Genomic DNA, 21,017 nt, shown 5'->3' with positions numbered 1-21,017 from the left:
CGCGGAGCCCCGCGTCCATTGTGCCCCGGGCGGGACCGCCCACCCCCAGGACGGCGCCGGCCAGGGGCCGGCGACGCTCGAGGAGGCGTTCGGCATGCCGGTCACGCACGAGTACCCGTTGAGCCGCGAGAGCGCCGAGGAACTGGTGGACACCTTCATCGACGTCTACGCGCCCGCCCGCAGCACCCGCAACGTGCTGCGCAACTTCGAGGGCTTCATCGTCGACGGGCCCGAGTACCTCACGGTCTTCGACAGCGCGACGGGCGAGGAGCTGCAGACCGTGGCCTACGACCCGGGCCGCGGCGACGACGGCCTGCTCTGGGGCGACTACGCGATGGCCCGCATCGAGCCGGGCAACCGGGTCGACCGGTTCCTCTCGGGCGTCGGCTACCTCGACGGCGAGCACCCGTCGGCGGTGTTCGCCCGCGGCTACTACACGCGCGCCACGATCGCGGCCTACGACTGGAACGGCGAGAGCCTCAGCCAGCGCTGGTTCGTCGACAGCGGCCACGTGCCCATGACGAACCCGTTCAACGACTCGCCCCACGGCCGCGACGGTACGGATCCCGAGTTCGCCACCCTCACCACGCAGGGCGATCACTCGCTGAGCTTCGCCGACGTCGATGCCGACGGAAGGCAGGAACTCGTCTACGGGTCCGCGACGATCGACGACGACGGCAGTCTGCTCTCCAGCTCGTTCGACGTGCTGCCCGAGGGCAGCGCGAGCCCCGGCGCGAACGTGCGACTCGGCCACGGCGACGCGATGCACGTCACCGACATCGACCCGGCGCGCCCGGGCGTCGAGATCTGGACCGCGCACGAAGGCGGGACCGCAGCCCCCTACGGCTCGGTGCTGCGCGATGCCGCCACCGGAGTGCCGATCTTCGGCGCATACTCCGGTCGGGACACGGGACGCGCCATGATCGGCGACGTGCGACCCGACGTGCCGGGCATCGAGGTGTGGTCGAGCATGCCGGGCGGCACCGAGGCGAGCGGCCTGCTGAGCGCGACCGGCGAGATCCTCTCGACCGCGACGCCGGGCACGAACATGTCGATCCGCTGGGCCGGCGACCTCACCACGCAGATCGTGAACGGCAGCGGAACCCAGACGCCCACCATCGACGACTGGACGCGCGGCACGCTGCTCACCGCCGCCGGCACGCTCACGAACAACGGCACGAAGGGCAACCCGTCGCTCGTCGCCGACGTGTTCGGCGACTGGCGGGAGGAGCTGCTCGTGCGCACGACCGACTCGAGCGCGCTGCGCATCTACTCGACGACCGAGGTCACGACCCACAAGCTGATCACGCTCATGCACGACCCGCAGTACCGGGTCGAGACGGCGCGCCAGCAGACGACGTACAACCAGCCGGCCTACACGTCGTTCTACCTCGCGAGCGACCTCGACTGGGCGAACGTGCCGATCACGACCACGCCGGTCAGGGCCGCACGACCGCTGTTCCTCGACCCGCGCGGGTACCTGCTCGACTACATCGTCGTGCCGATCGACCGGGACGTCGACTACTACCTCGACGGCACGCGCGCGAAGGCGGGCCTGCACAAGGCGCCTCGCGCCGAGGTCACGGTTACCGCCGTGCCGAAGACGGGCAACGCGATCGAGGAGGGCTCGAAGTCGGTGTGGACGCACGACTTCTCCCGTCGCTGAGAGACCGTCCGCGGATGAGCCGCGGATGACCGACGACCACCCCGGGTGCCGCAATTCCGTGCCGGCACCCGGGGTGGTCTCATGTCCGGACGCGGTCAGTCGAGCAGGCCGCCGAGGTCGAGATCGTTCGTGAGGTCGTCGGTGAGGTCGCCGACCATGCCGTCGACCGAGCCGGTCACGTCGCCGGCGATGTCGCCGACCGATCCCGTGACGTCGCCGATCGAGCCGGTCACGTCGCCGATCGAGCCGGAGACGTCTCCGACATCGCCGACGTCGACGAGGTCGCTGGCGCCGCCGAGGTCGACGTTCGTGTCGTTGCCCGAGCCGATGGGGGCCTGCACGTCGTTGCCCGATCCGACGACGTTGCCCGAGCCGATGTCACCCGGGGCGACCACGACGGGGCTCTCGTTCGAGATGTCGCCGCCGGTCAGGTCGCCGCCCGTGATGTCGCCGCCCGTGATGGGCGCCCGGGTCACGATGGAGCCGAGGTCGTCGAACGAGACCGGGCCGAGGTCGAGCACGTCGGTCAGGCCGTGCAGTCCGGTGTCGCCGAACAGGTCGGTCGAGGTGGTCGACTCGGCGACGCTCGTCTCGTCGCCGACGCGGTCGGCGGCCATGGCGGGGGCCGCGATGCCCGCGGCGGCGAGTCCGGCGGCCGCGACGGCGGCGGCGCCGATGATGGTGCGCTTGGCGGTGAACGTGTTCATGAGATGAACCCTTCCTCTGCGTGTGCCGGGGTCGGTTCCGGTTCGGAACCCTCACGTCCGGCACATGAGGCGATCCGGGGCGGTCGGCGAATCGGTTTGGGCGGATGTCGCGACGCGCCCGGGTTCCGGGGCCTGCAGCGTCGATCCCCAGGCAGTTCGGGACCTCGGATGCCCGGGATGACGGCGAAGCGCGGCCGGCCGCGAAGAAGGCTGGCAACCGCCTGAGCGCCTGCCCGCGGCATCCGTGATAGTCGCGAGGGCACTCGGAGTCGATCGCAGTGCGCTGGTCTCGAGACGCTTCGCTCCTCGACCGGCTCAGGCCGGCTCGAGCCGGTCACGCCCCGGTGAACACCAGCCAGAGCAGCACGCCGTTCAGGGTGATGAGGAACACGGATGCCGCGATGCCGGCCGCCGTCGTCGCCCAGTGGTTCGCGAACCGCCCGAGCACCCCGCGCTTGGCCGTGACCGAGATGAGGGGGATGAGCGCGAACGGGATGCCGAACGAGAGCACGACCTGGCTCAGCACGAGCGAGAGCGTCGGGTCGAACCCGAGCGCGAGGATCGCGAGGGCCGGCACGAGGGTCACGAGCCGGCGGGCGATCAGCGGCACGCGCACGTGCAGCAGTCCGTGCATGATCTCGGCGCCCGCATAGGCGCCGACCGAGGTCGAGGCGAGACCGGAGGCGAGCAGTCCGACCGCGAACAGCGTCGCGATGATCGGGCCGAGCGAGACCTGGAGCGCCGCGTAGGCGCCCTCGAGGCTGTCGGTGCCCTCGACGCCGGCGAGGTTCGCGGCGGCGAGCAGCAGGATGCAGAGGTTCACGGTTCCGGCGATGGCCATCGCGATCGTGACGTCCCACCGGGTGGCGACGAGCAGGCGCGCGGTCGGAACGGTGTTCGTCTCGGCACGGCGGTTGGGGGCGAACCGGTCGCGGGCGAGGGCCGAGTGGGCGTAGATCGCGTGCGGCATGATCGTCGCGCCGAGGATGGAGGCGGCGAGCAGCACCGAGTTCGCGTCCTCGAAGCGCGGCACGAGCCCGCCCAGCACGCCGGCCGGGTCGGGCGGGGCCACGAAGACGCCGACGCTGAAGCCCACGGCGATGATGACGAGCAGCCCGATGATGACGAACTCGAACGGGCGCGCACCCCGCCGCGACTGGATCACGAGCAGCACGAGCGAGACGGTGCCGGTGATGAGGCCGCCCCACACGAGCGGCACCCCGAACAGCAGGTTCAGCGCCACCGCGCCGCCGATGACCTCGGCGATGTCGGTCGCCATCGCGACGGCCTCGGCCTGGAGCCAGTACGCCCGGCGGCCCCACCGGTTGCCGATGCGCTCGCCGAGCACCTCGGGCAGGCTCTTGCCCGTGACCACGCCGAGCTTGGCCGACAGGTACTGGATCAGCCACGCCATGACGTTGCCGATCACCACGACCCAGACCAGCAGGTAGCCGTACTGGGCGCCCGCGGTCATGTTGCTCGCGACGTTGCCCGGGTCGAGGTAGGCGACGCCCGCCACGAGGGCCGGCCCGATCAGCCACGCAAGGCGAGGGGCGGATGCCGCGGCGCGGCCGCCCGCGGCATCCGTCGCCGTCGTCTCGGGTCGCCCGGGCTGGGTGGTCTCGTCATCGAGTGTTTTCGGCACACCGAAACCTTAGCGAATATTTAGGCACACCGAAACATTGCGCCGGTCGAGTCGGCGCGCGCCGTCCGAAACGCTGGTCTCGAGACGCTTCGCTCCTCGACCGGCGGGCTCGTCTCGAGACGCTTCGCTCTTCGACCGGCGGCGACCGGCGGCGACCGGCGGTAGCGTGAAGCGGTGACCGACGACCTGCCCGAGCCCGAGCACCCCGAGCCGACGCTGCCGCACGGCGTGCCGCCGTGGCCCGGCGGGCGCGAGGAGTGGCCCGAGGAGCCGCACTACGACCCCGACCTGCTCGAGCACGGCGACGCCCGCAACGTCATCGACCGCTACCGCTACTGGAGCATGGAGGCGATCGTCGCCGACCTCGACCTGCACCGGCATCCGTTCCACGTCGCCATCGAGAACTGGCAGCACGACATGAACATCGGCTCGATCGTGCGCACCGCCAACGCGTTCGCCGCCGAGACCGTGCACATCATCGGCCGCCGCCGCTGGAACAAGCGCGGCGCCATGGTCACCGACCGCTACCAGCACGTGCTGCACCATCCGGATGTCGCCGACTTCGTCGCGTGGGCCGAGGCGCAGGGGCTGCCGATCATCGCGGTCGACAACGTCGAGGGCTCCGAACCGGTCGACGCGGTCGAGCTGCCCGAGCGATGCGTGCTGCTCTTCGGCCAGGAGGGACCGGGCGTCAGCGACGAGGCGATCGGGGCCTCCGACCTCGTCGTCGAGATCACGCAGTACGGCTCGACGCGCTCGATCAACGCGAGTGCGGCGGCCGCCATCGTGATGCACGAGTGGGTGCGGCGGCACGCACGGCGCTGACCCGATCGGATCCCCGGCCGAACTCCGGATGGGCGCCGTGCTGCACGGTGTGTCGCTCGGTGCGGGCGGCGTGTCGGACACGGCATCCGGAGAACGGCCGGTGGGTGCGTCAGCCTGCGCCGAGCAGCCCCGCCGCCCGGAACTCGGCGGCCTGCAGCACGCTCCACGGGCTGAGCAGGAACGGCGCCTGCTCGGCGGTCGCGAGGAAGTCGGCCGGATCGACCCAGACCCACGACACGACCTCGTCGGGGTCGGGCGAGAGCTCGGTCGGCAGCTCGGCGAAGTACACCGGGCACACCTCGTGCTCGACCAGGCCGCTCGCGTCGACGGCGCGGTAGCGGAAGTCGGGCAGCACGAGGCGGATGCCGCGTGGCTCGACGCCCAGCTCCGATCGCACACGTCGGACCACCGCGTCCACCGGGTCCTCGCCGGGCTGCGGGTGGCCGCAGCAGGCGTTCGTCCAGACGCCGGGCCACGTGCGCTTCGCGAGCGAACGGCGGGTCAGCAGCATCCGCCCCTCCTCGTCGAAGCCGTAGCACGAGAAGGCGAGGTGCAGCGGGGTGTCGAAGCCGTGCACGAGGGCCTTGGCGAAGGTGCCGATCGGCGAACCGGCCTCGTCGAGGAGCACGACCTCCTCGACGAGGCCTTCGCCCCCAGGGCCGGCCACGGCCGTCGCCGTGGCCGTACCATTTCCGGCACCGATGCCGATGCCCCCGCCCGCCGGCACGTCGCTCATGACGTGGCCGCGGGCTCGGGCACGCGTGCCGCCTCGAGCACGAGGTCGCGCACGCGTGCGGCGGGTACGAGGTCGGGCGCCGCGTCCCAGAAGGGGAGCGCTGCGTCGGAGCAGATGAGCAGCGGCGTGTCGGCGTCGTGCTCTGGGAGGCGCCCGTGGCTGCCGCGCACGTGCGTCGCATCGAGCGGCACGACCTTCATCGAGTAGCGCAGGCCGAGCTTCTTGCGCACGAGGCCGAGCCCCGCACGGGCCTTCGCGAACCGGTCGGCGGGGTCGAAGAACAGCTCGGCCGGGTCGTAGCCAGGCTTCTTGTGGATGTCGACGCCGCGGGCGAAGTCGGGCGCCCGCTCGTCGTCGAGCCAGTAGTAGTAGGTGAACCAGGCGTCGGGCCGGGCGACGACGACGAGCTCGCCCGAGCGGGCGTGGTCGAGACCGTAGCGGGCCTGCGCCTCCCGATCGAGCACCTCGTCGACGCCGTCGAGCCCGCGGAGCAGGTCGCGCACGCGCGGCACGTCGGCGGGGTCGGCGACGTAGACGTGGGCGACCTGGTGGTCGGCCACGGCGAACGCGCGCGAGGTCATCGGGTCGAGCAGTTCGCGCCCCTGCTGGGTGTGCACCTCGAGCAGTCCCGCACGGCGCAGTGCGCGGTTGACGTCGACGGGCGTGTCGACCGGCGCGATGCCGTACTCGGCGACGGCGACGACGGTGACGCCGGCCGCGATCGCGTCGTCGAGCAGGGGCGCGAGCACCGCGTCGAGCTCGGCGGCGGCCCGGTCGGCCTCGGGCGAGTCGGGCCCGAAGCGCTGCAGGTCGTAGTCGAGGTGCGGCAGGTACGACATCACGAGGTCGGAGGCCTCGTCGCGAAGCACCGAGCGGGTGGCCTCGACCATCCACCGCGTCGAGGCGAGCGACGCCGTAGGGCCCCAGTACTGGAAGAGCGGGAACTCGCCGTGCTCGCCCACGAGCCGGTCGTGCAGTGCGGGCGGCCGGGTGTACGCGTCGGGCGACTTGCGGCCGTCGGCGTGGTAGATCGGCCGCGGCGTGACGGTCACGTCGGTGCTCGCCCCCATCGCGTACCACCAGCCGACGTTCGCGGTCGTGAAGCCCGGCTCGCGCCGGCGTGCGGTCTCCCACACCTTCTCGCCCTCGACGAGCGCGTTGTGCTGGCGCCAGAGGTTCACCTCGCCGATGTCGCGGTGGTACCAGCCGTTGCCGACGATGCCGTGCTGCGCGGGCGCGAGCCCGGTGAGCATGGTCGACTGCACGCTGCAGGTGACCGCGGGCAGCACGGTGCCGAGCCGCGCGGTCGCCCCTCCGGCGGCCAGCGCGCGCAGGCGCGGCATCTGCGAGAGGGCTCGGGCGGTGAGCCCGACGACGTCGAGCAGCAGCACGCGGGTCATGCCGTCGCCATCCGAGGGGCGGATGCCGCGGCGCGGCCGGTCGCGGTCGGGTCCGTCGAGTCGCGGTCGGTGGTGTCGAGCAGCTCGCCGCTCGCCCATCGAAGCTCGGAGGCGATGCCCTCGACGAGGTCTCCGGCGCCGCCCGGGAGGACGGTCCAGGTGTAGGTCTCGACGTCGAGGTGGGCGGAGTCGCCGTCGGGCAGCTCGCGCACGGCGGCCACCGCGCGGCGCAGCACCTCGGTCGTCGACGACAGCGGCGCCTCGGGTTCGAGGTGCAGCGGCACATGGAAGTGCACGCGCCATGGGCCGTCGGTGCGCAGGCCGCCGTGCTCGTCGAGTGCGTCGGGCAGGTCGTCGACGCGGATCACGACGCCGTCGGGCGCGAGCGCCCGCGTCTGGTGCAGGTAGCGCGGCTCGGCGAACTCCGTGAGGGCCTCGCGCGCGGCCGGATCGGCCGGGTCGGCGATGTGCAGCGCCGCCGAGGCCTGGATCTTGGGGATCCGGATGCCGGCCCGCCCCACCCGCTGCACGGTCTCGACGGGGTCGGCGAACGATGCGGCGAGGTGGCAGGTGTCGAGGCAGATGCCGATGAACTCCGGGTCGAGGCGGCCGGGGCCGAGCCGCGGCGAGAGCCAGGCGACGATGTCGTCGACGGTGTCGAGCACGCAGCCGGGCTCGGGTTCGATCGCGAGCCGGATCGTGCGGCCCGTGCGGTCGCGCAGCTCGCGCAGCCCGGTCGACACACGGTCGAGGGCGGCCGTCGCGGCGGCGTCGTCGCTCGCCGTCCACGGGTGGCGCCAGCCGAGCGGCAGCGTCGAGATGCTGCCCTCCGCGCCCTCGGGCAGCAGGTCGGCGAGCACCTGCGCGCACTCCAGCGTGTAGTCGGCACGGCGGGGGTCGGTCCAGTCGGGGCGGTAGACGTCGAGCTTCACGACTTCGGCGTGGAACGAGGTGTACGGGAACGCGTTGATCGTGCGCACCTCGAGCCCCTCGGCGACGAGGCCCGCGCGCAGGCGTTCTCGGGCGACGGAGTCCGACGCGAGCCGGTGCGCGAGCGGCGCGGGCAGCCAGAGTCCGACGCCGAGGCGGTCGAGCCCGGCGGCACGGCGAGCCGGGCCCGCATACCGGGTGAGCTGGTCGAGCACGCCGTCGAGATCCTCGGCGGGGTGCACGTTGGTGCAGTACGAGAGCTCCATCAGGCCGGCACCCCCCGCAGCACGGAGTTGCCCTCGAAGCTCGAGGGCGCCGTCGACGCCGAGCCCGCGGCATCCGTCGCCTCCGCATCGCCCGACCCCTCGAACCCGGGCACCGGATCGAGGTTCAGCCGGCCGCTCTGCCCGTAGAACTCGACCGGGTTGCGCCAGAGCACGAGGTCGACGTCGTCGGCCGTGAAGCCCGCGTCGAGCATGGCGTGCGCGGTCGCGAGGGTCTTCAGCGGATCGGAGTGGCCCCAGTCGGCGGCGCTGTTCGCGAGCATCCGCTCGGTGCCGTACTCGCGCAGGATCGCGACGAACCGGTGCTCGTCCATCTTCGTGTCGGGGTAGATCGAGAAGCCCATCCAGCAGCCGCTGTCGGCGACATCCGCCACCGTGGTCTCGTTCAGGTGGTCGACGACGACGAGGCCGGGCGCGAGACCCGATTCGCGCACGACGTCGAGCGTGCGGCGCGTGCCGGCGGCCTTGTCGCGGTGCGGCGTGTGCACGAGCGCGGGCAGGCCGTGCTTCAGCGCGAGCTCGAGGTGACGGGCGAAGACCTCGTCCTCCTCGGGCGTCATCGAGTCGTAGCCCGTCTCGCCGACGGCCACGACGCCGTCCTTCGCGAGGTAGCGGGGCAGCACGTCGAGCACCTCGCGGCAGCGCGGGTCGTTCGCCTCCTTCGGGTTCAGCCCGATGGTGGCGTGGTGGCGGATGCCGTACTGCGCTGCACGGAACCGCTCCCATCCGATGAGCGCGTCGAAGTAGTCGGTGTAGCTGCCCACGTTCGTGCGCGGCTGCCCGAGCCAGAACGACGGCTCGACGAGCGCGCGGACGCCCGCGGCGTACATCGCCCGGTAGTCGGTCGTCGTTCGCGAGGTCATGTGGATGTGCGGGTCGAAGATGCGCATGTCAGTCCTCCGTAGGGTCGGTGGTGTTCGGTGTGTTCTCGGTGGTCGCCGTCTCGTGCCCGGCGGCGAGCCGGGTCATGTCGTCGGTCACGTCCCTGGATGCCGCGCGACGCTCGGCGACGAGGCCGGCCGCCATGCGGGCCACCTCGGCGTCGGTGCGGCGGTCGAGGCCGGCGACGGCGTCGAGGGGGATGCCCATGAAGAGCGCCTTCAGCACGCCGTGGCGCCACGAGTGCTGGTCGAGGTGCGCGGCGGCGAACGGGCCGAGTGCGGCGGCGACCAGCCGGGGGTCGTTCGTGCGGAGCGCCTCGGCGACCAGGTGCAGGCCGGTCGTGACGACGGGGTCGAGGTTCGCAGCGTCGACGGATGCCGCGGGCGGCGGGCCTGCGACATCCGCACCGCCCGATCCGCTACCGCCCGAGACGCTGCCGCTCGAGACGCTGCCGCCCGAGACATCCGCACCCTCGACCGCGAGTTCGCCGGCGGACTCGGCCGCGCTGAGCCCCCGCAGCACCCCGCGCTGCTCTGCGTCGTCGCCGTAGCGGTACAGGTCGGCGAGCTCGGCCGCGGCCTCGGCGGGCGGGAGCGCGTCGAGCAGTGCGCCGACGAGCACCTCGCGGGCGAGGTCGTCGGCGGTGCCGAGCGCGAGGCCGAGCGGGTCGGTGTCGGGCGCGAGCGGGGCCCGACCGACCTCGCGGCCCGCGGCCGGGAACAGCTCGGCGATGCGGTCGGGCTCGGCGGCGATCAGCCGCACGGCGTCCTCGGTCCACTGATGGTTCATCGTTCCTCCCAGGCGGTTCGGAGTGCGGTCATCGATCGGGCGGCGACGCCGGGGGCGTCGTGCGCGTGACGGGGCAGCTCGATCGCGGCGAGGCCGCGGTAGTCGAGTTCGTCGAGCGTGCGGAGGGCCGCGGCGAGGTCGAGCGCGCCGTGACCGAGTTCGAGGTGCTCGTGCGCGACGGGCAGCATGTCGTCGACCTGCACGTTGCGCAGCAGGGGTCCGGCGGCTCGCAGCGCGCCGACGACCCCGTCGGGCTCGACGACGACGCAGTGGCCGAGGTCGACCGTGAGGCCCAGCGAAGGAGGGTCGCCGAGATCGGCCCGCAGCGCGAGCGCGTCGGCGACCGTCTCGACGAGCATGCCGGGCTCGGGCTCGAACGCGAGCGGCACGCCCGCCTCCTCGGCCCGTTCGACGAGGCCTCCGAGCCGGTCGCGCAGGCGGTCGTGCGCCTCGGCGACCTCGACGCCCTCGGGCAGCGTGCCCGACCAGAGCGACACGCAGTCGGCGCCGAGGATCGCGCCCAGGTCGATGGCCCGCCGCAGGAACAGCTCGCGCAGGCCGGGCTCGTCGTCGAGCAGGTTCGGCCGGTGCTTGCGGGCCGGATCGAGCAGGTAGCGCGTGCCCGTCTCGACCACGACGCGCCAACCCAGGTCGTCGAGTCGGCGGCGCAGCCGGTCGGCGATGCGGTCGGCGTCGCTCGCGAACGGATCGAGGTGCGGATGGCCGAGCGTGAGGGCGAGTCCTCGGTAGCCGAGGTCGTCGAGCACGGTGATCGCGTCGTCGAGCGGATGATCCGTGAAGCCGTTCGTGCCGTAGCCGAGGACGAACCCGGCCCCCGGCAGGCCCTCGGATCGGGCGGTGCTCATGTGACGTCTCCGCGGGCGGGGCCGTTGCCGGGCTTCCGGCCGCGGCGACCGCGCAGCCGGATCGTCGCGTGCACCGCCATCAGGCCCGCCGCGACGGCGAGCGAGCCGCCGCGGGCGACGATCGCCGCCTGCAACGGCACGACCGAGCCGATGCCCGCGCGGGTGGCGTCGCGCACGCGCTTCGGACTGGGGTCGTCGACGACGGCCAACTGCCCGGGCAGCGCGGCGGCGAGGTACGCGGCCGACCCGGCGGCACCGCCGAGCCGTGCCGACGTGGTCTGCACCCCGGGGCTGACCGAGTCGACCGCGGCGGCGGCCGCGCCGGTCGCGACGAGCGCGAGTCCCGTGTCGGAGGCCGCGCCGCCGTTCACCTCGCCGCGGGAGAGCGCGGTGACGCCGAGCGTGTGCACGGCGATCGCGAGCGCGGCCGGCAGCGCTCGCGGCGATCCGCCGGCTCCGAGGAGCACGTCGAGCCCGCGGCACGCGGCCATCGCGAGCGGCCCGGCCGCGGTGGGCTTCGCGACCACGTCGTACAGGACGACGGATGCCACGAGCGGCGCCGCGACCGCGAGCCCCCGTCGACCGCCGCCGGCCGCGGCCAGTGCGAGCCCGACCGCGCCGAGTCCCGCGGCGACCGCGAGCGCTCGCCGGGGGCTGACGCGCCCAGACGGGATCGGCCGCTCGGGCCGCTCGACGGCGTCGAGGTCGCGGTCGGCCCAGTCGTTCAGGGCCATGCCCCCGCTGTAGATCGCGACCGACGCGAGCGGCAGCAGCCATCCGCGGCGGGTGAAGCCCCCCGCGGCGACCTGGGCGCCGGCCGCGGTGTCGCCGAGCACGGTGAGCGCGGCGGGCGCGCGCACGAGGTCGAGGACGTCGGAGACCGTCGTCACCGCACCCCGCCGATCGGCGCGGGCTCGGCGGCCGGTGCCGCGGCGTCTTCGGAACGCTCGACGGCGGCCGCGGCATCCCGAACCGCGACCTGCTCGCCGAGGTCGGCGGCCCAGGACTTGAGCGCCGTCGCCTGGTCGGCGAACGCGTGCACGTCGCTGCCCCACGGGTCCTTGAAGAAGCTGCCGAGCGCAGGCACGACACCGACCACCCCGGCGGCGCCGGCGAGGGACAGCAGCCGGGCGAGGTCGATCACGAGCGGCGCGGCGAGCATGGAGTCGTAGGCGGTCCACGTGGTCTGCAGCGTGATGCGGCTCGAGAGGAAGCCCTCGGCGTGCACGTGGTCCCACGCGGTCTTCACATCGCCGAGGTCGGGCACGTTGTCGATGTGCAGGGGAGCCACGACGTGCTCGCCGACGAGGCTGTGCAGGCCCCGGGTCTTCGAGGCGAGCTTGCTGCGCACGGCCTCGGGGTCGGCGAGGGTCTGCCCGTCGCCGCCGCCGAGGAGGTTCGCGCCGGCCCACGAGAGCACGTGCATGCCGCGTTCGACGAACATGGGCGCGAGCACGGTGCGCAGCAGGGTCTCTCCGGTCTTGCCGTCCTGCCCGGCGAACGCGATGCGCGGCTGGGCGATGGCGCGCAGCGCGGGCAGGCCGAGGCCGGCCGAGGGGGTGAAGCACGCGTACGAGGCGCCGGCCTCGACCGCGGCGAGGGCGGCGATCGAGCTGGGCGGCAGCACGACGACCCCGGGTTCGGCGATGGCCGCGGCGAGCAGGGCGGGGTCGTGGAACTCGGGACGGTCGGCCGGCAGCGGCTCGGTCGACGACACGTCGACGACGGTGACGTGCGCGAGGCCGTTCCGCTCCCGGAACGCGACGATGTCGGCGGCGAGCCGCGCGACGACCTCGGCCTGGCTGCCCGGGTGCGTCGTCGGGTCGTAGCCGGGCCGGATCTCGGCGTCGACGACGTCGAGCTCGTCGCGCACCGCGGCGACGATCGCCGGAGGGATCATGCCCGCGGCGGCGAGCTGCTCGGCACGCTGCCCGACCGGCGTGGTGCTCAGGTCGTGCCCGCCGATCACGATCTCGTCGAAGCCGGGCAGCGGAACTTCGGCGAAGCCGGGGCCCGACGTCGTGCAGCCCGTCGGCGGGGCGACGCGTGCGGCGAGGGCGTGCACGCCGACGGCGACGGTCGTCGCGACCGAGCCACGTGCGCCGATCAGCCACAGGCCCACACGCCCCTGATTCCAGTCGGCGGCCCGGGTGCCGCGGGCGGCGTCGGTCGGCTGTGCGGCGGGGTCGTGCTGGGCGTGGTGCTCCACGTCGGTCTCCTTCGATCGAGGTTTCGTGCGTCCGGGGCGAGCCCGGCGCCGGTGTTCGGTTGGTCTGCGGTGCGGTGTGTTCGGTCTGGTGTCTCGGTCTGGTGTCTCGGGCTGGTGTCTCGGTCTGGCGTGTTCGGTCGGTTCTGCTGGTCTTCGGATGCCGCGGGCCGGCGCCGGGTCGCGGCTCAGCTCGTCCGGTGGCGGAGCGCCCGGGCGAGCCCGGCGAGGTGCTCGGCGAGCGGAGCGGGCAGCTCGGCGCGGGCGGTGCGGATGCCCAGCTCGAGGTGGGAGTCGATCAGCGCGTGCACGGCCGAGCGGGCGCCGGTCGCGGTGACGATGTCGCGGACCCGGCGGGCGTCCTCCTCGGTCGCGTCGGGTGAGCCGAGCACCTGCGCGATGCGCGCGCGATCGGCGGGGTCGGCACGCTCGATGGCGAGGCGGATGTGCTCGGTGCGCTTGCCGTCGCGCAGGTCGGAGAGCGTCGACTTGCCGGTCGTCTCGAAGGTGCCGAACAGGCCGAGATCGTCGTCGCCGAGCTGGTAGGCGATGCCGAGCGCCGTTCCGACCCGCTCGACGGCGTCGGCGGTCACCGGGTCGTCGGCGCCCGCCGCGATCGCGCCGAGCTGCAGCGGCAGCGTCACGCTGTAGGCGGCGGTCTTCAGCCGGGCGACGAGGAGCGGCCGGGTCTCAGCGGGGGCCAGCGTCTCGCTGCGCACGTCGAGCAGTTCGCCGGCGACGGTCTGCTCGATCGCGTCGAGGGCGACGGCCGCGAGGCGCAGGCGCGCGGCATCCGGAGCCTCAGCGGTGATGAGCGCGAGGATCGCGGCGTTGAGGGCGAGGTCCCCCGCGAGCAGGCCCGAAGCCTCGCCCTGTCGGGTCGCGGCCGACGCGCCGAGCCCCGCGGCGCGGGCATCCGCCTCGGCGCGGCCGATGACGTTCGGGCGGCCGTGGCGCACCCGGTCGCCGTCGATGACGTCGTCGTGGGCGCAGAGCGCGAGGTGCACGAGCTGCACCGCGCCGGCGACGTGCCGCAGGAGTGCGAGGTCGGTGCCGTCGTGGGCGAGGAACGAGGCGGCCGCGAGCCGTGGCCGCAGGTACTTGCCGCCGTCGGCCTCGCGGGCGCCCGCGACGAGGTGGGCCATCTCGGGTCCGGCGGAGGCCGTGCGCCGCCCGACCTCGTTCCAGTGCACCCCCGCCAGTGCGGCGACGTCGCCGAGCGCGTCGTCGATGCGGTCGGCGAAGGCACGGGCGCGGTCGTGCGCGAGCTCGGACTCGAGCACCGGTTCGGTGCTTCGTTCGAGGCTCGACCGGGCGGCGGCAGCGGTCACCGGGGCGGGGAGCATGCTGACCTCCGTCATCGTCGACCGGGTGCGGAAGCCGGCGGATGCCGGCCCGGATCGCGCCGGTGACGAGGGACCTGAATCCTGCTCGGTTTCGCCGCCTTGCGATCTGATGTGCAGACTACTTCGAGCAAAGTCGTAGTGTCAATGAACGACATTCGTACGTTGCACGTGCAAAAGATTGGGGGCCATGAAGCCCGCCGATCCGACGTTCGGGCACCCGTCGCGGCGGCCAGGTGGCAGACTGGCGCGGTGCCCGTCGTCGACAACGCGATCTACAAGGACGGCCTCCGGGTCGCCACACCCGCCTCGCTCGAGGAGACCTTCGAGACCCACGAGTCGCACGGCGGTTTCGTGTGGATCGGGCTCTACCGGCCGACCGACGCCGAGCTCGACGCGCTCGCCGCGGAGTTCGGCCTGCACCCGCTCGCGGTCGAAGACACCCGCAAGGGGCATCAGCGCGCCAAGCTCGAGCGCTACGGCGACTCCCTCTTCGTGGTGCTGCGCCCGGCGCGCTACCTCGACGACGTCGAGCAGGTCGAGTTCGGCGAGCTGCACGTGTTCACCGGCCCCGACTACGCGATCACGATCCGTCACGCCGAGTCGCCCGACCTCGCGAAGGTCCGCCGCCGACTCGAGTCCTCGCCCGAGCTGCTCGCGAGGGGGCCCGAGGCGGTGCTCTACGCGGTGCTCGACGAGGTCGTCGACGAGTACGCGCCGGTCGATGCGGGCCTCGAGAACGACATCGACGAGATCGAGGAGCAGCTCTTCTCCGGCGACCCCGAGGTCACGCGGCGCATCTACGACCTCGCGAGCGAGGTCATGGAGTTCCAGCGCGCGACGCGTCCGCTCGTGGGCATGTTCGACGCGCTCGAGCGGGGGTTCGAGAAGTACGGGGTCGACCTCGAGCTCCAGCGCTACCTGCGCGACGTCAAGGACCACGTGCTGCGCATCGTCGAGCACGGCGACACGTTCCGCCAGCTGCTGCAGAACGCGCTCCAGGTGCACTCCACGCTCGTGGCGCAGCGCCAGAACGAGGAGACGAAGGTGCTCTCCGAGGCGGCCGTCGCCCAGAGCGAGCAGGCCAAGAAGGTCTCGAGCTGGGCGGCGATCATCTTCGCGCCCACGCTCGTGGCCGGCATCTACGGCATGAACTTCACGCACATGCCCGAGCTCGACAAGCCGTGGGGCTACCCGTTCGCCCTCGCGCTCATGCTCGCCTTCGCGGGCGTGCTCTACGGGCTCTTCAAGCGCAAGGGCTGGCTGTAAGGCCGGCTGTTGGGCCTTTCGCAGCACGGATGCCGCGGGCGGGCGTCCGCGCGCCGGCGGCCCCGATCGGCGTCAGCCCTGCGTCGGCCCGTCGGTCGCGGCTTCGCCGGCCGGCAGCCCGAGCGCGGGCAGGATCACGCCGTCGATGATCGACAGCAGGAACTCGCGGTCGACGGGCTTTCGCAGCAGCATCAGGCGGTAGGAGGCCATGGCCGCGCTCACGACGGCGAGCGTCTCGAGGTCGTGCTCGCCCGTGATCTCGCCGCGGTCGACGGCCCGCTGGAACAGCATGCGGTTGAGGTTCGCGCGGGGCTCGACGAGCGTCGCGTAGGCGGTGTCGGCGAGTTCGGGCGAGCGGGAGAGCATCGAGGCGAGGCCGGCCATGATCTGCAGCTTCTTCTCGGCCTCGGCGATCGAGCGCGGCTTGATGAGCGCGACGAGGTCGCCGCGCAGGGTGCCGGTGTCGGGCAGGGGTGCTTCGACGTCGCCGCGCTTCATGCAGGCGACGGCGTCGAGCACGAGCTCGGCCTTCGACGGCCAGCGCCGGTAGAGCGTAGCCTTGCCGGCCTTGGCCCTGGCCGCGACCATCTCGACGGTCATGCCCTCGTAGCCGGTCTCGGCGAGCACCTCGATGGCGGCGTCGAGGATCTCGGGGTCGCGCGAGTGGTCGCGCTTGCGGCCCAGGCGCGGGGCGGTCGTCGCCTCGGCGGCCTCCGCTTCAGCGGGGAGGTCGAGCTGCGTCATTGCGGCCAATCCCATCTCGAACGTCGTCTGCGCGCGGCATCGACATGTCGCACGAGACCAGCATAGTTCAGGAACCGTTCATATCCGAAACTTCATGGTTTCGGAACGTCTCAGTTCCGTATATAGTCTCCGACATGACCAACGCACCCTCCGTCACGGCGCAGACGGCGCCGCCGGCTCAAGCGCCCTCGTCCCGCCGCTGGTGGACCCTCACCGTCGTGGGCCTGGCCCAACTCATGGTCGTCCTCGACTCCACCGTCGTGAACATCGCGCTGCCGGCCGCGCAGGCCGACCTCGGCTTCACCGACGGCCAGCGCCAGTGGATCATCACCGCCTACTCCCTCGCCTTCGGCAGCCTGCTCCTGCTCGGCGGGCGACTCTCCGACCTCATCGGGCGCAAGCGCACGTTCATCATCGGACTCGTCGGCTTCGCCGTGGCATCCGCCCTCGGTGGCGCAGCCGGCTCGTTCGAGCTGCTCGTCGGCGCCCGAGCACTGCAGGGCGCCTTCGGTGCGCTGCTCGCGCCGACGGCACTCGCCGTGCTGACCACGACCTTCGTCATCCCCAAGGAGCGCGCCCGCGCGTTCGGCGTGTTCGGCGCGATCGCCGGTGCCGGCGGCGCGGTCGGCCTGCTGCTCGGCGGCGTGCTGACCGAGAACTTCGACTGGCGCTGGAACCTCTACATCAACGTCGTCATCGCCGCGATCGCGATCGTCGGCGCGCTCGTCTTCGTCACGAACGCCAAGCGCGTCGGACCTCGTCCGAAGCTCGACATCCCCGGAACGCTGCTCGTCTCCGCGGCCCTGTTCTCGCTCGTCTACGGGTTCTCGAACGCCGAGTCCGAGGGCTGGGACTCCCCGCTCACGTGGGGCTTCCTCGCGGCATCCGGCGTGCTCCTGATCGTCTTCGTGCTGTGGCAGCGCCGCGCGAGCCACCCGCTGCTGCCCCTGGCGATCGTGCTCGACCGCAACCGCGGCGCCGCGTACGCCTCGGTGCTCATCGCGGGCGCCGGCATGTTCGGCATCTTCCTGTTCGTGACCTACTACCTGCAGGCCTCGCTCGGGTACTCGCCGATCCAGACGGGGCTGTCGTTCCTGCCGATGATCGGCATGCTCGTGCTCGCCGCGCAGCTGTCGACGAACATCTTCGTGCCGCGGTTCGGGCCGAAGATCATGGTGCCGTTCGGCATGGCGCTCGGCGCGACGGGCATGGTCTACCTGACCCACCTCGGCCTCGACAGCACCTACGCGGCCGACGTGCTGCCGCCGCTGCTGATCCTGGGCTTCGCGATGGGCTCGATCATGCCGGCGTCCATGCAGACCGCGACGCTCGGCGTCGACCGCCGGTTCGCGGGCGTCGCCTCGGCCATGGTCAACACGAGCCAGCAGGTCGGCGGTTCGATCGGCACGGCCCTCCTCAACACCCTCGCGGCGACCGCGGCGGCCGACTACCTCGCGGCGCACCTGCCGACGACGCCGGCGATCGCGGCCGAGGCGGCCGTGCACAGCTACGCGGTGGCGTACTGGTGGGGTGCGGCGTTCTTCGCCTTCGGCGCGGTGCTCGCAGCCCTGCTGTTCCGTCGTCGCGGCCACGGCCTGTCGCTCTCGCACACGGCTGAGCCGGCGGATGCCGCGGCCGGCGCCGAAGCGCCCGAGCCGGCGATCGTCGGCTGAGGTCCGTCATCGCGACCGGGATCGGGGTTCGCCCCGATCCCGGTTGTGCGCGCGCCCGGCGGGGCGCAGCATGGAGGCATGCGGAATCGCGTGAGGTCGTGGCTCTCCCGGTTCACCGGCGGCGAGATCGCCGGCGTCGCGATCATCGTCGTGGCCGCGGCGGTGCTGATCGTCGCGGTCGCGCTCTACGCCTCGGGCGATCACGGGGCGCTCGTCGGACTGCTCGGCGCATTCGCCCTCGGCACGACGGGCTTCGGCGCGCTCGCGGCTGGTCGCGAGGCCCGGCGCCGACGCGACGAGCGGGCTGCTGCTGCGGCGGGTCTCGGCGGATCGGAACGCTAGCGCGGCGTGTCGCGCAGGTCGTGGCCCGGGCCTCTAGCCGCGGCATCCGATCGCGGTTAGCGTTGTCGCCATGACCGAGATCACCGATGATCTGCCCGCCCGTCTGTTGCACGAAGAGCACGCCGGATGGAAGGCGATCCTCGACGGTCGCGGCGGCGAGCACTACCAACGCTCGATGACCCGCGATGCCCTGATGGTCGTCGAGGGGGCGACGCTCGGCCGCGACGAGATCCTCGCCCGCTTCCGCGCGACGCCGCCGTGGGAGTCCTACGAACTGCACGAGCCCGCTGTGATCCGCCTCGGCGATCGAGCGGGCATCGTCGTCTACCGGGCGGTCGCGCGGCGCGGCGACGACACCGCGAACCTCCGCATGTCGACCACGTACGTCTACGACGACGGCGCGTGGCACGTGGCGGCGCACCAGCAGACGCCCGCGTAGCGCGCGCCCGACGCGAACCCCAGAGGGGCGGATGCCGCGGCATCCGCCCCTCTGGGGTTCGCGTGGTGGTGGGTCGTCGGGTCAGCCGACCGTGTGCAGCAGGCGCGCGATCACGCGGTCGTAGTGGTCGTCGCTGCCGTAGCGCTGCATCTCGGCGGCGACCGCGGCGGTGCGCGGCAGGCCGGGCGCCGTGGACGCGAAGAGGCGCGCCATGCTCGAGGCCGCGTCGGGCTCGTCGCGCGAGATCGCGAACGACGCCCACCCGTAGTTGAGCGCGAGGATGCCGCTGAAGAGCGCGACCGCATCGTCGCCCGTGATGCCCGCGCGTTCGAGGATCACGAGGGCGTGCTCGCCGATCGGGAAGGCGTTGGGGCCGGGCAGCGGGTGCGCGACGAGCGCCGCGACGGCCCACGGGTGTGCGAGCAGCAGTGCGAGGTGCCGGTGCGCGAAGTCGTCGAGGTCGGCGCGGGGATCGCCGGACCCGTCGGATCCGTCGTCGAACTCGATGCGACCGAGCACGCGGTCGAGCAGGGCGTCGACGAGTTCGTCCTTCGTCGCGAAGTAGCGGTAGAGCGCCATGGGCGATGCGCCGAGTGCGTCGGCGACCGCGCGCATGGTCAGTGCCGCGAACCCGTCTGCGGCGACGGTCTCGGCGGCATCGAGGATCTCGACCTCGGTGAGGGAGTTGCGTCGCCGTCGTGTGCGAGGGGAGGTGGTGTCGGTCATCCGTGCTCCTCGATGTCATGCGTCTTTCGACCTGTTGCGTACATCGTACATTATGCGCTAACGTACGACGTACGCAATCGAAGATCGGAGTACCGCATGTCCCTCCTTCGCTGGATCCCCACGTTTCTCGCCTTCCCGCTCGGCGGCCTGCTCGCGATGCTCGTCGTCGGCCCGGTCTCGGATCCGCTGACGGCGATCGCAGCCGGCGCGATCGCCGGTGCGGTCCTCGGCGCCGCGCAGTGGCTCGCGCTCGGCCGTGCCGTCGACTGGCGCTGGCTCGTTGCGACCTCGGTCGCCTTCGGTGTCGGTTCCGCTGCAGCGGTCGCGCTGTTCGGGCCGCCCGTCACTCCCGTGGCGGCTGCGCTCACGGGTCTCGTGACCGGCCTCGTGGTGGGTGCTGCGCAGGCGGCGGTCGTCGGCGCGCGCCGTGGTGGCGACGCAGGTGTCCGTGCCGGCCGTCTTCGCGTCGGCCTGGTCTGGGCTGCCGTCGTCGCGCTCGCATGGGCCGCCGCGTGGATCATCACGTCGTTCGTCATCATCGATCTCGACCGCGGGCACGTCGTCTTCGGTTCGAGCGGTGCGGTCGTCGCGACCGTCGTCACCGGCCTGGTGCTGCGGAGGATCCTCGGGCCGCGACCGAAGCAGCGTGATGTGCAGCGGCGCGAGGCGCAGGAGCCGGCGGGCGCGGCGCAGGCGTCGCGGCCCTCGCCCTCGCCTTCGGTCGAGCCCGCGACGACGGAGGCCTGACCGCCATGCGCGTCACCACCGGCATCCTGCTGATCGTGCTCCCGATCGCGTTCAACGTCGCGTTCGCGGCCCTCGCCGCGCGGTTCTCGTACCCCGACATCCTGCGCAGGCCCACGCGCGAGGTGCTCGAGCGTTTCCGGGCGGGCGGGTCGTCGCTCGTGCTCCTGTGGTGGTTCTTCGCGATGACGGCCGTGCTGCTCGCCCCGGCGGCGGTGCTCGTCGCCGGCACGCTGGTCGGGGCCGATGCGACGCTCGTCGCGACGGGCCTCGTCGTCGGGGTGCTCGCGGCGGCCGTGCAGTTCCTGGGGCTCGTGCGCTGGCCGTTCCTCGTGCCCTTCCTGGCGAGGGAGAGCGCCGACCCCGAGGCGTCGCCCGCGCGCCGCGAGGCGATCGAGATCGTGTTCCAGTCGTTCAACCGCTACCTCGGCGTCGCCGTCGGCGAGCACCTCGGCTACCTCTTCAGCGGCGCGTGGACGATCCTCGTCGGCGTCGCGATCATGCAGTCCGGCGCGGTGCCGTGGTGGATCGGACTCGCCGGCATCCTCGTCGGCGCCGTGCTGGCCCTCTGCTCGCTCGAGTTCGTCGGCGGCTTCGAGGAGCACGGCTGGCGGCTCGCGGGCGCGGTCACGCCGTTCGCCTACATCGCCTGGTCGCTCTGGCTCGTCGGCACGGGCATCGCCCTACTGTTCCCGCTCTGAGCCCGGAGGCCGTTCACGCCCTGCGATCCTGGACCTCCTGGACCTCCTGGACCTCCTGGACCTCCTGGACCTCCTGGACCTCCTGGACCTCCTCGACCTC

21 protein-coding genes are annotated in these 21,017 nt (G+C 72.7%); 8 read left to right on the top strand and 13 right to left on the bottom strand.

Going from position 1 to position 21,017, the window contains the following annotated elements; genetic code table 11:
- Positions 1–1,666 (top strand): rhamnogalacturonan lyase family protein (locus tag GQR16_RS17595; protein WP_484456021.1); only part of this gene is annotated, 1,666 nt, incomplete at its 5' end.
- 95 nt (positions 1,667–1,761) lie between these two features.
- Here the strand turns inward: GQR16_RS17595 and GQR16_RS17590 are convergent.
- The gene (locus GQR16_RS17590; RefSeq protein ID WP_157416460.1) at positions 1,762–2,373 is read right to left on the bottom strand and encodes a hypothetical protein; all 612 of its coding nucleotides are present in this window, start codon (positions 2,371–2,373) and stop codon (positions 1,762–1,764) included.
- Between the two features lie 334 nt (positions 2,374–2,707).
- Entirely contained in the window at positions 2,708–4,018 is a 1,311-nt protein-coding gene (locus GQR16_RS17585; protein WP_157416459.1) for an Nramp family divalent metal transporter, read from the bottom strand.
- A 186-nt stretch (positions 4,019–4,204) separates the two neighbouring features.
- On the opposite strand from GQR16_RS17585, the gene GQR16_RS17580 reads away from it, so the two are divergent.
- Positions 4,205–4,843 carry a TrmH family RNA methyltransferase gene (locus GQR16_RS17580; RefSeq protein WP_157416474.1) on the top strand — a complete coding sequence of 213 codons (639 nt, stop codon included), beginning with the start codon at positions 4,205–4,207 and terminating at the stop codon, positions 4,841–4,843.
- A gap of 109 nt (positions 4,844–4,952) precedes the next feature.
- On the opposite strand, the gene idi is transcribed toward GQR16_RS17580, so the two are convergent.
- The 9 genes from idi to GQR16_RS17535 form a co-directional block, all read right to left on the bottom strand.
- The gene (idi, locus tag GQR16_RS17575) at positions 4,953–5,579 is read right to left on the bottom strand and encodes an isopentenyl-diphosphate Delta-isomerase (protein ID WP_157416458.1); all 627 of its coding nucleotides are present in this window, start codon (positions 5,577–5,579) and stop codon (positions 4,953–4,955) included.
- A complete protein-coding gene (locus GQR16_RS17570; RefSeq protein ID WP_157416457.1) occupies positions 5,576–6,979 on the bottom strand; it encodes an alkaline phosphatase family protein in 1,404 nt (467 codons plus the stop codon). Before GQR16_RS17570 ends, idi begins: the two co-directional genes overlap by 4 nt.
- The gene (eboE, locus tag GQR16_RS17565; RefSeq protein ID WP_157416456.1) at positions 6,976–8,175 is read right to left on the bottom strand and encodes a metabolite traffic protein EboE; all 1,200 of its coding nucleotides are present in this window, start codon (positions 8,173–8,175) and stop codon (positions 6,976–6,978) included. Before eboE ends, GQR16_RS17570 begins: the two co-directional genes overlap by 4 nt.
- Positions 8,175–9,083, bottom strand: coding sequence for a TatD family hydrolase (locus tag GQR16_RS17560; protein ID WP_157416455.1), 909 nt, complete (start codon positions 9,081–9,083; stop codon positions 8,175–8,177). Before GQR16_RS17560 ends, eboE begins: the two co-directional genes overlap by 1 nt.
- Before the next feature lies 1 nt (position 9,084).
- Positions 9,085–9,864 (bottom strand): EboA domain-containing protein, encoded by a 780-nt coding sequence (locus tag GQR16_RS19655; protein WP_170298553.1) that lies wholly within the window; start codon positions 9,862–9,864, stop codon positions 9,085–9,087.
- The gene (locus GQR16_RS17550; RefSeq protein WP_157416454.1) at positions 9,861–10,730 is read right to left on the bottom strand and encodes a sugar phosphate isomerase/epimerase family protein; all 870 of its coding nucleotides are present in this window, start codon (positions 10,728–10,730) and stop codon (positions 9,861–9,863) included. The genes GQR16_RS19655 and GQR16_RS17550 overlap by 4 nt, the downstream gene beginning before the upstream one ends.
- Positions 10,727–11,620, bottom strand: a complete 894-nt coding sequence (locus tag GQR16_RS17545; RefSeq protein WP_157416453.1) for an SCO3242 family prenyltransferase — start codon at positions 11,618–11,620, stop codon at positions 10,727–10,729. The genes GQR16_RS17550 and GQR16_RS17545 overlap by 4 nt, the downstream gene beginning before the upstream one ends.
- Entirely contained in the window at positions 11,617–12,939 is a 1,323-nt protein-coding gene (locus tag GQR16_RS17540) for an inositol-3-phosphate synthase (protein WP_211373568.1), read from the bottom strand. Before GQR16_RS17540 ends, GQR16_RS17545 begins: the two co-directional genes overlap by 4 nt.
- Before the next feature lie 185 nt (positions 12,940–13,124).
- A complete protein-coding gene (locus GQR16_RS17535; RefSeq protein WP_170298552.1) occupies positions 13,125–14,282 on the bottom strand; it encodes a polyprenyl synthetase family protein in 1,158 nt (385 codons plus the stop codon).
- A 249-nt stretch (positions 14,283–14,531) separates the two neighbouring features.
- On the opposite strand from GQR16_RS17535, the gene GQR16_RS17530 reads away from it, so the two are divergent.
- Positions 14,532–15,548, top strand: coding sequence for a magnesium and cobalt transport protein CorA (locus GQR16_RS17530; protein ID WP_157416451.1), 1,017 nt, complete (start codon positions 14,532–14,534; stop codon positions 15,546–15,548).
- A 72-nt stretch (positions 15,549–15,620) separates the two neighbouring features.
- On the opposite strand, the gene GQR16_RS17525 is transcribed toward GQR16_RS17530, so the two are convergent.
- Positions 15,621–16,292 (bottom strand): TetR/AcrR family transcriptional regulator, encoded by a 672-nt coding sequence (locus GQR16_RS17525; RefSeq protein WP_157416450.1) that lies wholly within the window; start codon positions 16,290–16,292, stop codon positions 15,621–15,623.
- Between the two features lie 134 nt (positions 16,293–16,426).
- Between GQR16_RS17525 and GQR16_RS17520 the strand changes: the two genes are divergently transcribed.
- The 3 genes from GQR16_RS17520 (at position 16,427) to GQR16_RS17510 (ending at position 18,746) form a co-directional block, all read left to right on the top strand.
- Positions 16,427–17,965 (top strand): MFS transporter, encoded by a 1,539-nt coding sequence (locus tag GQR16_RS17520; RefSeq protein WP_157416449.1) that lies wholly within the window; start codon positions 16,427–16,429, stop codon positions 17,963–17,965.
- 78 nt (positions 17,966–18,043) lie between these two features.
- Positions 18,044–18,307, top strand: coding sequence for a hypothetical protein (locus GQR16_RS17515; RefSeq protein WP_157416448.1), 264 nt, complete (start codon positions 18,044–18,046; stop codon positions 18,305–18,307).
- Positions 18,308–18,377: 70 nt separating this feature from the next.
- Positions 18,378–18,746, top strand: coding sequence for a nuclear transport factor 2 family protein (locus GQR16_RS17510; RefSeq protein WP_067880217.1), 369 nt, complete (start codon positions 18,378–18,380; stop codon positions 18,744–18,746).
- 81 nt (positions 18,747–18,827) lie between these two features.
- Here GQR16_RS17510 and GQR16_RS17505 read toward each other — a convergent pair whose 3' ends face one another.
- Positions 18,828–19,472 carry a TetR/AcrR family transcriptional regulator gene (locus GQR16_RS17505; protein WP_157416447.1) on the bottom strand — a complete coding sequence of 215 codons (645 nt, stop codon included), beginning with the start codon at positions 19,470–19,472 and terminating at the stop codon, positions 18,828–18,830.
- Positions 19,473–19,568: 96 nt separating this feature from the next.
- Here GQR16_RS17505 and GQR16_RS17500 point away from each other — a divergent pair, with 96 nt between their 5' ends.
- On the top strand, positions 19,569–20,219 hold the full coding sequence (locus GQR16_RS17500) for a hypothetical protein (RefSeq protein ID WP_157416446.1): 651 nt from the start codon (positions 19,569–19,571) through the stop codon (positions 20,217–20,219).
- A gap of 5 nt (positions 20,220–20,224) precedes the next feature.
- Complete coding sequence (locus tag GQR16_RS17495) at positions 20,225–20,917, top strand: DUF4386 domain-containing protein (protein ID WP_157416445.1); 693 nt, start codon at positions 20,225–20,227, stop codon at positions 20,915–20,917.
- Positions 20,918–21,017: the final 100 nt, after the last annotated feature.

This window comes from Agromyces allii, from assembly GCF_009749385.1.
Lineage (GTDB): Bacteria > Actinomycetota > Actinomycetes > Actinomycetales > Microbacteriaceae > Agromyces > Agromyces allii.
The sequence above is the reverse complement of the archived record's forward strand: the minus strand, read 5'-3'. Positions and strand labels throughout refer to the sequence as shown.